The organism is Bartonella sp. CL63NXGY (genome assembly GCF_042194905.1).
In the GTDB taxonomy this organism is placed as follows: domain Bacteria; phylum Pseudomonadota; class Alphaproteobacteria; order Rhizobiales; family Rhizobiaceae; genus Bartonella.
Window position 1 is genome coordinate 1 of sequence record NZ_JBHINK010000023.1, and the last position, 12,702, is coordinate 12,702.

The window sequence follows — 12,702 nt, forward strand, 5'->3', positions numbered from 1 at the left end:
CTTGCAACCATTACCAACAATTGGCTTGAAACGCCGGTTGTGGTCAATGATGGCACACGGGTTGCCCCCTATGATGAAATGTGGCGCTATTTTCAACGGGTGCTTTCGCTTGACCGTCTCATGCAATTAGAACGGATTAAAAGCAATGTTGACTCTAAAGAACCCGTTGCCAAAAAGGGCATGTTTGCAGACCCTTTTCTTGATGATAGTTACAGAGATGAAGGCTTTCAACAAACAGGTGCTGTAGGCAACGGCATTTTACAGCTTGCCATTGACCCAACATTCTATACTGCTCCTTTAAAAGCGCCTGTCACGCTTGACTGGACAAATGAAGTGATTATTGCGCAAGAGTTGACAACGGCTTGCGAAAAAATCAATCCTTATCAAAATTTTGCAACCTTACCTGGTACAGTAACCCTTGAACCCGCGACAGACTTCTGGCATGAACAGCGCACCGATTGGCTCTCGGGTATCACCAATCAAATCATTATGGGAAAACATCGCGGCAGTACCATACGTAGAACAGAAGTAAGCGATAATTTCATCAACACACACCAAGAACAAATCAATTTTTTAAGACAAATTACCCTTTCTTTCAAAATTGAAGGTTTTGGCAGTAGCGAAATCTTGGAAAGTCTTACCTTTGATGGTGTGAATGTTTTACCAAAGAGTCTCCTTATTGCAGATAGCAAAGGCACCCTTGAAGGCACTTTCACGATTCCACAAAACATTCCGGCTGGCACAAAAAATGTTGTGGCACGGGGAAAAGGTGGAACCATTGCTACGGGTCTTTTTACAGGGCAAGGCGTGATTGATGTGAAAGTGATGCGGCGCACCACCACGGTGAAGATCTGGACGCAAGTGGACCCACAAGCGCAAGTCTTTACCCCCGATGAAACACGGCAAATCACTGGAATTGACTTTCATCTTTGCAAAATCGGCAATCAGAACCATGATCTGGTGATTGATTTGGTGACAACCGAAAACGGCTATCCTACCGCCGATATTCAAGCACAAAGCTTTTATTCTATGAAGGAGGCAAAGCTAGGGTGGGCAGAGGCACGCTATGATGTCCCCTTGTTAGTCCCTAATGACCGTCTCACTGCTTTTGTCATTAAAACCGATGATGCTGATCATTCCGTCTCTTTAGCAAAGCTTGGAGATTTTGATGCAGAACACCAGAGATACGTCTCGAGCCACCCTTACGTGACCGGTCCACGCTTTTCTTCTGTCAATGCTAGGAGCTGGACCGCTCATCAAGATGAGGCTTTAGCTTTTAGGGTGCTGGCGGCACGCTACACACAAACAGAAAAAACCATTGATCTTGGCACTTTTGACCTTGTGGACTGCTCTGATTTGCAAGTACGCGCAGCCATTGAATTGCCTTCAAGCGATTGTTCTGTCATCTTTGAAATTGAACGAAACAATGGCACAATTTATCAACTTCTTCCCTTTCAATTGCTAAGCCTTACTGAATATATCAGTGAAAAGGTAAAGCTTCGCGCTATTCTCAAAGGCACCGAAAAGCTCTCACCCGTCTTGTTTGCTCCTGTTCAATTGATTGCGGGAAAGATCCATAAGGAAGCGACCTATGTCACGCGTGCTTTTGCCTTTGGGGAAAAAGCAAGATTGACCAGCTATATCAAAACCTTTTTACCAGGTGGTGCAACCTTTTCACTCGAGATGCAACTGGATGATGGTGCTTTTGTCCCTCTCACATTAGAGGAAACAGAGCAGTTATCCGAACCACTTTGGACAGAACGAAAATTTGTAAGCAGCGACAAAGGCGCCAAACAAGCACGCCTCAAACTCACGCTTACTGGTGGACCAGCAGCGCGGTCCATGGTGCGTGATTTTGGCGCTGGCATATTATAATGGGAAAATGAGAGATGACAAAAACCAAAAAACTCGACATGGAATTGCCTAAAGAAGGTCGTTTTATCAGTTCTGAATTCCCAATCTTGCGGGAAAACTTGACGAAAATTGATCAAGCCATTGCGGGTGTTGAGGACAAGGTAGACCAAAAAGCACCTTTACAACACACGCATACCATAAGCGAAATCACAAATCTAGAAAGCGCTCTCAATGGTAAAATGGCAGCGGATAAAACTTTCACTTTTGCTGATTTAAGCGATATCGAAGGCGCAAAAGATGCTGCCAACAATTATGTTCTCTATAAATCAAGCAACAATAACTTCACCTTTGGGAGTGCTGTCTCACTGTTAGGCGCACATCAACATAAAACCGAAGATATCGTGGGGCTTGATGATTTTAGAGCCAAGATCAATGAAGATCTCACAAGCTATGGTCGCTTAGCCAGCCCAAATGAATGGCAGAATTATAATAAATTTACCAGCAAAGTCACTATGAGTGGTGACTTAGAACTGTTGGGTAATTCGTCGTTTAATCTCATCTATAATGGCAAAGTGGTTACCAATTTAAACACAAACGGAAGCTTGCTTAAAGGACCTTTAAAAGTCGATGGTGATCTTGTTTATACAAAAGCAGAAATAGATATTCTCAAGCAGGAAATTAAAAACATCAAAAAAGATTTGATTAATAAACTCATTATTGCCGATGCTGAATTGCTGTATACGCAAGATGGGAAAATTGAATGGCCAGATTGGGTAACAGACCAAACTAGGTTAGAAATCCAAGCATGGGGTGGCGGCGGTGGCGGTTGTTCAGTCTGGTATGGCTATAAAGCCAGTTTAAATGGTCATGAAGATATCACAATTGGTAAGGGTGGAACTTCTGTTGCATCACTTCGTGCAACAGGTAATTCTGGAGGAACAACGACCGTTGGCAAAAATTTTATTACGGCGACAGGAGGACATGGTGGTGGGGGTGCTTATTATAATACATCAAGGGGAAATACTTATTACTATTCAGGCATTGGTGGTGCTGGGGGCATTGGGGGAAATTTTGGTTTAGCAACAGACGCACATCTAGGAATTGCCAAAGGCGGAAATGGTTATGCTGGAACGAGTGGAATTACGAGTGAAACAAGCGGCAATGGCGGTGATGCTGGAGGTGATACATCAAGGGGTGGCTCTGGAGGAGTCGGCAAAGGTCACTATAGTTCAGGAAAAGCAGGGCGTGGTTTTGGCGGCGGCGGGGCTGGTGCTCACTCTGATTCTTATCCAAGTGGTGCTGGAGCTGATGGCGCTGTCCTTATAAGGTTATGGAAAGATTAATTACATAACCAAAGATAGCACAAGTCAAATGGATAGCTGTTGTATAAGCTGGCTTGTATGATTTTAAGCCCTTTTAAAGCCCTTTAAAGAGCTTTTTGACTGACAGTGTCAGTCTTATGAGAGAGTGAGATGATTGTTATGGTCTCTTCATTAATTTGGAGAGCAAAATGACAATAGAATTTAAACTTCGTATTCACTTTATTAAGAATGGCAAGGGATCTAAGTTTTTAGCAATATTTGATCAGACAGCCGTTGGTATGTTTGTAAAATCCTTGATGTTAACGTGCAAATTTATCCCCTCCATGCACCTATTCTTTTCTTTACGCATGAGGTGGAGAAACAGGATAGTGTTCTGTTTCATAAGCTTCAATTAACAAAACAAGAGTTTTCATTCTATCAAATTCTGGAGTATTAACTTCTGGCTGCTTATCAAACATTGCAGACACAATCTCTAAAGCTTCTTGATAATCTCTCTCTGTACGAATTGGTTTGATATTCATTTCTTAAATTCTTGTAGTTCCACAGTGTTGGCATCAATCATATTAAATTGTAACATTTTTGTTGACAATTGTCACTTAATACATTACATCTTACTTAAAATAAAGTTGTTGAGTTTGCTATGATCAAAACATTTAAAAATAAAGACCTCCAATCTCTCTGGGAAACAGGAAAAAGTAAGATTGATAGCAGGCTTCAACAGCGTATTATTCGCCGTCTTGATGCCCTTGACGCTGCTTCTCAAGTTAGTGATATCAATGTACCAGGTTATAATTTTCATATGCTTAAAGGCTTTACTCCAACTCGCTACACAATTCATATCAATGGTCCTTGGTGTATCACTTTTGAATTTAAAGACAGACACGTTTACCATGTTGATCTAGAGCAATACCACTGAAGGTTTTAAGATTTGTAAAGGAAACTATCCATGACCACACGTAATCCTAATCGTTGTCCTTCTCATCCAGGAGAAATTTTAGCTGAATCCTTAGAACATTTAAATGCAAGCAAAACCGAAATTGCTAGGATTCTTCAAATATCACGCCAGCACTTGCACGGTATCCTTAAAGGAGAACGTCCAGTCACGGCCGTAACAGCAGCTCGCATTGGTAAATTGTTAGGAAATGGACCAGCCCTTTGGCTACAGCTTCAAGCCAATTATGATACATGGCATGCCTTGAGGGACATTGATGTCTCTTCTATTCCAACATTAACAGCTAATAAAGTGGATATACAAATGGAACAGAGCCATTAACCACCTCCCCGCCTCAAAGACGAGGAGATAAAATCATGTTTTTAACTTAAGCTACTTTTGCAACAGGGCTTACTAAAACTCGCTTGGCTTCTTCAACAAGCGTTTTATAATGTTTGCTCTCTTCTGCTAATGTAAAAGCTTTAACAAGATGCATGTGAAGCGGTCCATAAATATAAACAGCTTTTTCAGTAGGTCCCATTTCATCCCAGTTGCTTGGAAAATCAAAGCGTGTATCACGGTCATTATCAATTAATTGGTTTTTTAAATCATAGAAAGCTTTGACGAGGGCTTTTTTGAATGCACGCACCGTATCATTGTTACGCATATAGGTCATGAGTAAAGTTGCTTGTGGTTCATTGAGGATAGCAACTTCTCTTTTTTGTCTTCCACCTTTGGTTCCAAAGGGTAGCATTTCAAATGCGACCCTTCCAAATTCTTCAAAGTCTTCAATGTTTTGACGTACAAGCTGTATAACTGTTTTATGCGTATTGCCTACACCCTCTGCAATTTTTAAAGAGGTTGTGACAGCAATACCAGCATTGTCGATTGTTACTAAATTGTTCATGATGAACTCCTTGTTGACTAATGTTTTTGATTGACACTCAATGAAGAATGCCGGGTGCTCAAAAACACGGCAACAAGCCCGTCGTTATGCTTTCCCCTCGAAAGGGTATTTTATGGCATAACCACACCCGACCCCACTATTATATGCGCGTAGCATATAATGAGTCAAAGTCTTTAATGCACAGAAGACTGATTATTTCGGTAACCAATCCGCTTGTTGTTTTAAGATGTTTTTGAAGCACCTTTGTATGAATCTAACGATTTTAAAGTTTTTGTCAAGTCGCTCGTCAGAGCGGCTCTTTACCCCTCATTTTTCCCATTCATTTTCATTCACCCCTCATTTAAAGGAGCATAAAGTATGGCAACAGGTTTTTTACACGGTGTTGAAGTCGTTGAAGTTGACGACGGCACCCGCCCCCTTCGCGCGGTTCAGTCTGCCGTTATCGGGATTGTTGGCACAGCACCCGATGCCGATGAACAAGCATTCCCTCTCAACACACCGGTTTTGGTAGCAGGCTCTCTTTCACAAGCTGCAAAACTCGATAAAACGGGTAAGCGTCAAGGTACCTTACCCAATGCCCTTGATCTTATTTTTAAACAAGTAGGAGCAATTGTCGTTGTCGTACGCGTGAACGAGGGTGACAACGAAAATGCAACACTCACCAATATTCTGGGTGGTGTAAACGCAAATGGTGCTTATGAAGGTGTTCATGCTTTCATTGGAGCACAATCCATTGTAGGACAAACACCACGCATTCTCATCGCTCCAGGCTTTACACATCAACGCCCTTCCAGTGTGAATATTGAAGAGAATGGAACTGGTGCAACTGCCAACCCCGTTGCAGCAGAACTGATTGGCATTGCAGAGCGTCTGCGTGCGATTGTGGTGCTTGATGCACCAAATAGCACAGATGAAGCAGCCCTTGCCGCAGCAAAGGATTTTGATTCAAAACGCGCCATTATCATTGACCCTTTTGTAAAGGTGAATCGTGATGGAAAAATTGTAGAACAGCCAGCAAGTGCAGCAGTTGCAGGTGTCATTGCCAAAACGGATTTTGCCCAAGGTTTTTGGCATTCCCCTTCTAATAAAGTGATCAATGGCATTGTAGGAACTGCGCGCCCCATTGATTTTTCCATTGGGGACAGATCAAGCCGCGCCAACCTTCTTAATGAACAAAACATCACAACAATTATCCGCGAAAATGGTTATCGCCTCTGGGGTAATCGCACCCTTTCAAGTGATACAAAATTTGCTTTCTTATCGGTGGTGAGAACCGCAGATATGATCAATGATGCCATTTTGCGCGGGCATCTATGGGCTGTCGACCGCAATATCAAAAAAACCTACATGAGTGACGTGAGTGAAAGCGTCAATGCCTATTTGCGTGATTTAAAAGCACAAGGCGCCATTCTTGGTGGACGTTGTACGCCTGATCTAGAGTTGAATACAGCAAGCGCCATTGAAGGCGGCAGAGTCTATTTCAATGTCGAATTCACACCAACAACACCAGCAGAACACATCACATTCCGTTCACGCATTGTGAATGATTATTTAGAGGAGATTTTTTAATGGCTATCCCCGTTTTACCAAGAGTTTTGAAATATTTTAACATTTTTGTCGACGGCATTCCCTATCAAGCAAAATGTGAAAGCGTAACATTACCGAATTTGAATTTGGTTGTTGAAAGCTATCGCGGCGGAGGCATGGATAGCTCTATTGAAGTTGACCTTGGTCTTGAAACCCTCACACTTAGCATGACCATTTCTGATTGCTCTCCAGAGTTGATGGCACTGTTGGGGCGCACAGATGTCGATATCTCATTACGAAGTTCAATGCAAGCGCAAGGCACACCAGCAGAAGGTGTTGTCATTACCATGAGAGGACTATGCAAAGGCTTTGAAATGGCAGAATGGCAACCGGGCAGCAAAGCAACATCCACAACTACCTTCACATTGCAGTATTTCAAATATGTCCAGAAGGACGTTGAAATCGTTGAGATAGATGTCCTCAACTTGGTGAGAAAATTCAATGGCGTCAATCAACTCGCAGACCATAGAGAAAATATAGGATTATAAAATGACAGTCCAAACAAGCATTACACATAAATTATTGATACCTGTTACTTTTGAAGGAAAAGAGCATACCGAAATCACCTTACGGCGCCCCAAAACAAAAGATGTGCAAGCAATAGATAAGAAGGAAGGCGTTGAACAAACAATCGCTATGGTTTCTCGCCTTTCTGCATGGCCACATGAAGCTGTTGGTGAACTCGACATCAATGACTTATCGAGCATTGGAGAAATCTTAGAGTCTTTTATCAAACGGCGGGATACCTCGACTGGGAAACCGCCGCTAAACTCATAGCCGATATTACCATTGTGTTCCATTGGTCCCTTTCAGACATGATGGAAATGGAACCACAAGAATTAATATTCTGGCGAAATCAAGCAGCAGAAAGGTATAAGACAAAATGAGTGAAAAAGTTGCTGATGCAAAGGTGAAATTGTCTCTTGAAGACAAACTCACCGCACCTCTCAAACATCTTCAAAAAAAATTCGATACATTGTCAAAAACACTCTCACATAGTTTGGGTATTCCGCGCTTTTCTGCTGCTGTCAAAAACATGACAAAAAGCCTTCATGGCGTTCAAAGTGCTCTTGGAGTGGCGGCAAGTCGTGCTTCAGTCTTTACCGGTGTCTTAGGGCTTGCTGGTGGTGGTCTTGTGGCAAGTGTAGCCGCCCTCACCATGAAAACCATGCATCTGGGAGATAGTCTTTATCACGCATCACACCATTTAAATATGAGTGTTGCATCACTTCAATTATGGGGTGATGCAGCCGATAATTCAGGCACTTCTGCCGAACTTTTTCAACAATCCTTAGCGGTTTTAAATAGGCGTTCAGCACAAGCCTATGCTGGACAAAAAAGAGGCATGATGGGCTTTGAAGCGCTTGGCATTTCTGTCAAAAACACTTCTGGAAAACTCAAATCCACTTCTGTCTTGTTAGAAGAAATTACCGACAAGATGAGTAAGATGAAAAGCCAAGCACAAAGACAGCATATTGCCGCTCTGCTGTTTGGGGGCGATGGTAAAGAAATGGCGACCATGCTTGCACAAGGCATGGCACCCATTAAAGAACTGTTTGCAAAGGCGCGAAAAGGAAAATGGCTGATAGGTGCCGATGTTGCACGCTATGCAGCAGATTTAAGTGACAAGCTTGGTGCTTTTAAGAAAAAAATAGGCGGTATCGCGAGCTTTATTGGCGCCCGTTTCATGCCCGTGATTAATGATATGATTGACGGTTTTTCAAAATTGATTGATGAAAACCGCGACCTCATTCAAACAACTGTTGCGAGCTGGGCAAAAACCTTAAAAAAAGTCCTTAATGATTTGCTTAATCCTACCTCTGATTTAAGAAAAGGCATCAGTGATCTCACAGAGAGGATTAAAGGCTGGTTCCAATGGCTAGAACCTCTGATTGGTGAAATAACCCTCTTTAAGGTAGGACTTGTGGCACTTGGTTCGTTCATTTTTGGTCCACTCATTGCCGCATTAGCAGCCGTAGGAACAGCGTTTGTTAGCCTTGGTATCACAATTATGACGACACCTATCGGTTGGTTAATGGGTGGCATTGCAGCGCTCTTTGTCCTCTATCAATATTGGGACAAACTCAATGGTTGGGTAGCAGCATCTTTAGCCGCGGTTGGGGCAGTTCTTATAGCTTCACTCATTCCAGCAATAACTGCCGTTAGTTCTGCTTTTATATCACTTGGTATCGCAATCATGACCACACCTATTGGCTGGATTATTGGTGGCATTGCAGCTCTTGTTGCTGCCGGATATCTGCTCTACAAACATTGGGATACAGTCATAAGCTTTATAAGCAAGCTATGGGATTCTTTTTACAGCTTATGTAGTAATGTTTTCAATAACCTCTTGACGTTCTTTAAAAACTTTTCACCACTGACTTGGATTTCGAAAAAAATCAATGAACTCATTGAATGGCTGTTTGGGATCAATCTCATGGAAGTAGGAACCAATCTCATTGGTAGCTTGTGGGACGGTATCAAAAGCCAATGGAATGCTCTGTCTGATTGGCTTAGCGGCATGATAAGCAAATTAACCAGTTGGATACCTAATTGGGTGAAAGAAAAGTTAGGGTTTAATGTTTCAATAGACAAGACTTCAACGCAGACCATTAAAACCTTTACCGAAGAAACCAATGCACGTGCAAAAAAAATGGTTGATACAGTAGTGGTTACAAATACCCCACCTGAAAAACGCAAGAGTGGTTTTAATACAAGTGTCGTTGAAACAGGACAAATGCAGGCAACAAATAAAGTAGGTGCTTTTAAAGCTCCAAAGCCCATTACGGTTCATAAGCCCGTTGAAGTAGATGCCCGCGTGATGATTTCAAATTTAAATATTTCCGTCCCCAATGGTCTCAAGGACGAAATCAGAGACGCTGTCAATCAAGCACTTGAACGCTATGCAAAACAGCAACGTTTAGCCATAGCCTCTAGCCTTTCGGATTAAATACCATGATGTTAGCTTTGGGTGGTTTTATTTTTTCCATTGAAACAGCAGCTTACCAAACACTTGATATGTCTTATGGTGTTCCATGGGTGGAGCAAGGGCGATTGGGGAGAAAGGCTGCTCTTCAATTGCCTGCTGTTGCAAATGCGGAATTTTCTTTAGCAGGCGTGATTTATCCAGATTTCAAAGGTGGTCACAGACAGCTCGAATATTTACGGCAAATAGCGCATATGGGACCTCACATTCTTGTGACTGGTCAAGGCAAAATCTTAGGTAAGTTTGTCATTCTTTCTGTAGAGGAAAAACAAAGCGTTTTTCATCATAACGGCACCCCCAAAAAACAAGAATTTACGATAAAATTGAGAGAATATGGTGAAGAGCTATGAGTGATCTTTACGTGACAAAAGAAGGCGATATGGTTGATGCCATTTGCTGGAGATACTATGCAAAGGGTCAACAAGCCCTTGCTGTTGAACGCGTTTATGCAGCAAATTTTGGTCTTGCAGACTATGGACCCATCTTAAAAGCAGGCATCACAATCGTTTTGCCAACCCTCCCCTATCCGAAAGCCACACCGGTAATCAGAATTTGGGGCAGTCAATCATGAAACCTTTTTGCACGGTTCTGGCAAATGGAGAGGACATCACAAGAATGCTGATGGACTATGTTTTGTCGATTGAAATTACCGATGAAGCAGAAAACAAAAGTGATCGTATCACTATAGAGATTGATGACCGCGCACGTGACAGTGATAACGGCTTTCTTGATATTCCTCTTATCGGGACAGTTATTTCCATAAAACTTGGCTATGAAGGCGGGAAAAACCGCGATATGGGATCCTATCTGATAGACGAAATCTCTGTAAGCAGCCCACCACAAAGCTTAAGCGTGACAGGGCGCGCCGCATCAATGAACACGTCTTACAGAACCCCCAAAAGCCAATCCTATCACCAGCAAACCCTTGGCAGTATTGTTCAAGAGATAGCAGAGCGTAATGGCTATACGCCAAAGGTTGATCCTTCTCTTGCAAAAATCGTTGTGCGTCATATTGATCAAACATCGGAAAGTGATATGGCTTTTGCTGCACGCCTCGCAGGGGAATATGATGCGGTAGCAAAGCCCGTTGATGGCAAACTTGTGCTCGCCAAACGGGGTGAAGGCAAAGCCATCACCGGTGAAACACTCCCCATAGTTGTTATCCATGAAAAACATTGCACCTCTTGGGATTTTAAATACAGTGCGCGTGATGAAGCAGGTGCAGCCAATGGCTTAGAAACAGATGTGGGAGACGACCAAAAAGCCGCGGCTGATGCACGAGAACCAGAAGAGATTGATGATGATGAAAACTTTATCCATATGGATAACAGTGACAGAGCATCATCATCTGAATCAGAAAAAGCAGAAAAAGAATCGGAAAAGCAAGAAGAAGACAAAGAGAAAAAAGGCGGTGTTCTCGCAACCTATCATGATTTACGCAGTGGTGAAAAAAAAGAAGTCAAAGTTGGTAATCCGCCGTTTCATGAACTCAAATACACCTACCATAACCAATCAGAGGCTGTTGCGGCCATTGCTGCTTATCGCAATAAATCATCACGCGGTAAGTCTTCTTTCTCATGTGATATCGGTGGTGATCCGTTTGTACAAGCAGAAGCAAAACTTGTTCAAGAGCCCCCTTTCCGCCCCTATATTCCAGCAGAATGGCGCATCAAAAGTGTTAAGCACAAACTTGATAAAACGGGTGGTTACACAACAAAAATAGAGTGCGAACTTTTTGATGAAGCCCAAGAAGACACAGCTGGAAACGTTGCAAACACCACACCAGACAAGGACGATACCCTTGATCCAAACGCACCACAAAACGCATGCGACGAAGGCGAAGGCGTTATCCATATGGACGAAGAGGATACATGATAGGTTATAAACTAGATGTAGAGCCCCTCATTAAAAATGATTGCTTAAATACCTCCCTTCCCCATCTTTAAAGGTGGGGAGTGGAACTAAAGTTACACGTGTGGAACTGGTCGTTCAAGAGGCTGTACAGCCAAACGAAACCCCATGGTACGCAGTAAAGCATTCAAGCTGCGGAACTCTGGATTACCTTTTTCTGAAAGTGTACGGTAAAGTTGTGTTGGGTTCAAGTTGGCTGCTTTAGCTACAGCTTGAACACCACCATAAGCTTTGGCCATTTGGCGTAGAGTTACAAGCAGTTCACCCTGATCACCATCTGCTAGGATTGCATCAAGGGTAGCTGCTGCCAACTCAGGATCATCACGGAATATTTCTGCCATTGCATCATCATGGTTACGGTCTTTCATTTTTGCACTCCTTTAATCTTCACGGTTTTGCCAATCACGCCAGCAAGCACATGCACGAGTGATATCAGTCTCTTGTGTTTTTTTGCTGCCACCGCATAATAGCAACAATACGGTCTTTCCAGATTGGACATAATAAACTCGGTAGCCAGGACCAACATTAATACGCAATTCATGAACACCCTCACGAAGCGGCTTGAAATCGCCAAAGTTTCCCTGCTCTAAACGATTAAGGCGGCGAATAATTGCAGTTTTAGCCTGCATATCACGGAGCTTTCGCAGCCAATCAGCTATCAAGTCTTTGCCATCAGAAGTAAGGTAGTGACGTATTTCAAACATGATGTATATTCGTTTATAAACGAATATTTGTCAAGAAAGAAATTAAAAGTTGAGAAAAAATCTTCTTTTATTCCAATGAAAAAGTGACATGAAGCTTAACCAAGCTATCTTTCCGAATGAGAAAGATGTCAATTTTTTAATCCAGCTCTGCTTTTTGCGGAGCTTTTTTTTATGGAGAAGCATATGCGAAAAATATCATCAGAAGGGCTAGCACTTATCAAACAATGGGAAGGTTTGCGTTTAAACGCCTATAAAGATGCCATTGGGGTGTGGACAATAGGTTATGGACATACAAACAGTGCTGGAAAACCTTTTATTTACGAAGGCATGGCAATCACTGAAAAGCAAGCAGAAGAACTTCTTTGCCAAGACTTAAGACAATTTGAAAATGCTGTTGAACGCGCTGTTACAGTTTCATTAACAGATGAACAATTCGCGGCGTTAGTGTCCTTTTGCTATAATGTAGGAACAGGAGCCTTTTGTAACTCGACACTGTTAAA

At 42.5% G+C, this 12,702-nt stretch carries 17 protein-coding genes; 13 read left to right on the top strand and 4 right to left on the bottom strand.

The window, feature by feature from the left end; genetic code table 11:
* Positions 1 to 1,875 (top strand): DUF4815 domain-containing protein (locus ACFIK0_RS08360; protein ID WP_375663796.1); only part of this gene is annotated, 1,875 nt, incomplete at its 5' end.
* 14 nt (positions 1,876 to 1,889) lie between these two features.
* Complete coding sequence (locus ACFIK0_RS08365; protein WP_375663797.1) at positions 1,890 to 3,197, top strand: Bgr_08870 family protein; 1,308 nt, start codon at positions 1,890 to 1,892, stop codon at positions 3,195 to 3,197.
* 320 nt (positions 3,198 to 3,517) lie between these two features.
* On the opposite strand, the gene ACFIK0_RS08370 is transcribed toward ACFIK0_RS08365, so the two are convergent.
* Positions 3,518 to 3,697, bottom strand: a complete 180-nt coding sequence (locus ACFIK0_RS08370) for a hypothetical protein (RefSeq protein WP_375627011.1) — start codon at positions 3,695 to 3,697, stop codon at positions 3,518 to 3,520.
* Positions 3,698 to 3,816: 119 nt separating this feature from the next.
* Here ACFIK0_RS08370 and ACFIK0_RS08375 point away from each other — a divergent pair, with 119 nt between their 5' ends.
* Together ACFIK0_RS08375 and ACFIK0_RS08380 are read left to right on the top strand one after the other, a co-directional pair.
* On the top strand, positions 3,817 to 4,092 hold the full coding sequence (locus ACFIK0_RS08375; RefSeq protein WP_273791641.1) for a type II toxin-antitoxin system RelE/ParE family toxin: 276 nt from the start codon (positions 3,817 to 3,819) through the stop codon (positions 4,090 to 4,092).
* A gap of 30 nt (positions 4,093 to 4,122) precedes the next feature.
* Positions 4,123 to 4,449, top strand: a complete 327-nt coding sequence (locus ACFIK0_RS08380; RefSeq protein ID WP_273791640.1) for a HigA family addiction module antitoxin — start codon at positions 4,123 to 4,125, stop codon at positions 4,447 to 4,449.
* Between the two features lie 46 nt (positions 4,450 to 4,495).
* Here ACFIK0_RS08380 and ACFIK0_RS08385 read toward each other — a convergent pair whose 3' ends face one another.
* On the bottom strand, positions 4,496 to 5,014 hold the full coding sequence (locus tag ACFIK0_RS08385) for a Rha family transcriptional regulator (protein ID WP_375660998.1): 519 nt from the start codon (positions 5,012 to 5,014) through the stop codon (positions 4,496 to 4,498).
* Positions 5,015 to 5,371: 357 nt separating this feature from the next.
* On the opposite strand from ACFIK0_RS08385, the gene ACFIK0_RS08390 reads away from it, so the two are divergent.
* Genes ACFIK0_RS08390 through ACFIK0_RS08425 form a run of 8 tightly spaced genes read left to right on the top strand, consistent with a single transcriptional unit; the run spans position 5,372 to position 11,462 of the window.
* Positions 5,372 to 6,583: a phage tail sheath subtilisin-like domain-containing protein gene (locus ACFIK0_RS08390; RefSeq protein WP_375663798.1), complete on the top strand. Its 1,212-nt coding sequence runs from the start codon at positions 5,372 to 5,374 to the stop codon at positions 6,581 to 6,583.
* Positions 6,583 to 7,089 (top strand): phage major tail tube protein, encoded by a 507-nt coding sequence (locus tag ACFIK0_RS08395; RefSeq protein WP_375659760.1) that lies wholly within the window; start codon positions 6,583 to 6,585, stop codon positions 7,087 to 7,089. The genes ACFIK0_RS08390 and ACFIK0_RS08395 overlap by 1 nt, the downstream gene beginning before the upstream one ends.
* Position 7,090: 1 nt before the next feature.
* Positions 7,091 to 7,378 carry a phage tail assembly protein gene (locus ACFIK0_RS08400; RefSeq protein WP_375663799.1) on the top strand — a complete coding sequence of 96 codons (288 nt, stop codon included), beginning with the start codon at positions 7,091 to 7,093 and terminating at the stop codon, positions 7,376 to 7,378.
* A gap of 47 nt (positions 7,379 to 7,425) precedes the next feature.
* Complete coding sequence (locus ACFIK0_RS08405; RefSeq protein WP_245256443.1) at positions 7,426 to 7,488, top strand: hypothetical protein; 63 nt, start codon at positions 7,426 to 7,428, stop codon at positions 7,486 to 7,488.
* On the top strand, positions 7,485 to 9,551 hold the full coding sequence (locus ACFIK0_RS08410) for a phage tail tape measure protein (protein WP_375663800.1): 2,067 nt from the start codon (positions 7,485 to 7,487) through the stop codon (positions 9,549 to 9,551). The genes ACFIK0_RS08405 and ACFIK0_RS08410 overlap by 4 nt, the downstream gene beginning before the upstream one ends.
* Before the next feature lie 5 nt (positions 9,552 to 9,556).
* Complete coding sequence (locus ACFIK0_RS08415; protein WP_375637877.1) at positions 9,557 to 9,937, top strand: phage tail protein; 381 nt, start codon at positions 9,557 to 9,559, stop codon at positions 9,935 to 9,937.
* A complete protein-coding gene (locus tag ACFIK0_RS08420) occupies positions 9,934 to 10,158 on the top strand; it encodes a tail protein X (RefSeq protein ID WP_039760481.1) in 225 nt (74 codons plus the stop codon). The genes ACFIK0_RS08415 and ACFIK0_RS08420 overlap by 4 nt, the downstream gene beginning before the upstream one ends.
* Positions 10,155 to 11,462 carry a phage late control D family protein gene (locus ACFIK0_RS08425; protein WP_375663801.1) on the top strand — a complete coding sequence of 436 codons (1,308 nt, stop codon included), beginning with the start codon at positions 10,155 to 10,157 and terminating at the stop codon, positions 11,460 to 11,462. Before ACFIK0_RS08420 ends, ACFIK0_RS08425 begins: the two co-directional genes overlap by 4 nt.
* A 92-nt stretch (positions 11,463 to 11,554) precedes the next feature.
* On the opposite strand, the gene ACFIK0_RS08430 is transcribed toward ACFIK0_RS08425, so the two are convergent.
* Complete coding sequence (locus ACFIK0_RS08430) at positions 11,555 to 11,866, bottom strand: DNA-binding protein (RefSeq protein ID WP_208439803.1); 312 nt, start codon at positions 11,864 to 11,866, stop codon at positions 11,555 to 11,557.
* Between the two features lie 12 nt (positions 11,867 to 11,878).
* Entirely contained in the window at positions 11,879 to 12,202 is a 324-nt protein-coding gene (locus ACFIK0_RS08435; protein ID WP_015857128.1) for a type II toxin-antitoxin system RelE/ParE family toxin, read from the bottom strand.
* A 183-nt stretch (positions 12,203 to 12,385) separates the two neighbouring features.
* Between ACFIK0_RS08435 and ACFIK0_RS08440 the strand changes: the two genes are divergently transcribed.
* Positions 12,386 to 12,702, top strand: a 317-nt coding sequence (locus ACFIK0_RS08440) for a lysozyme (protein WP_375654661.1), incomplete at its 3' end; no start/stop codon positions are given.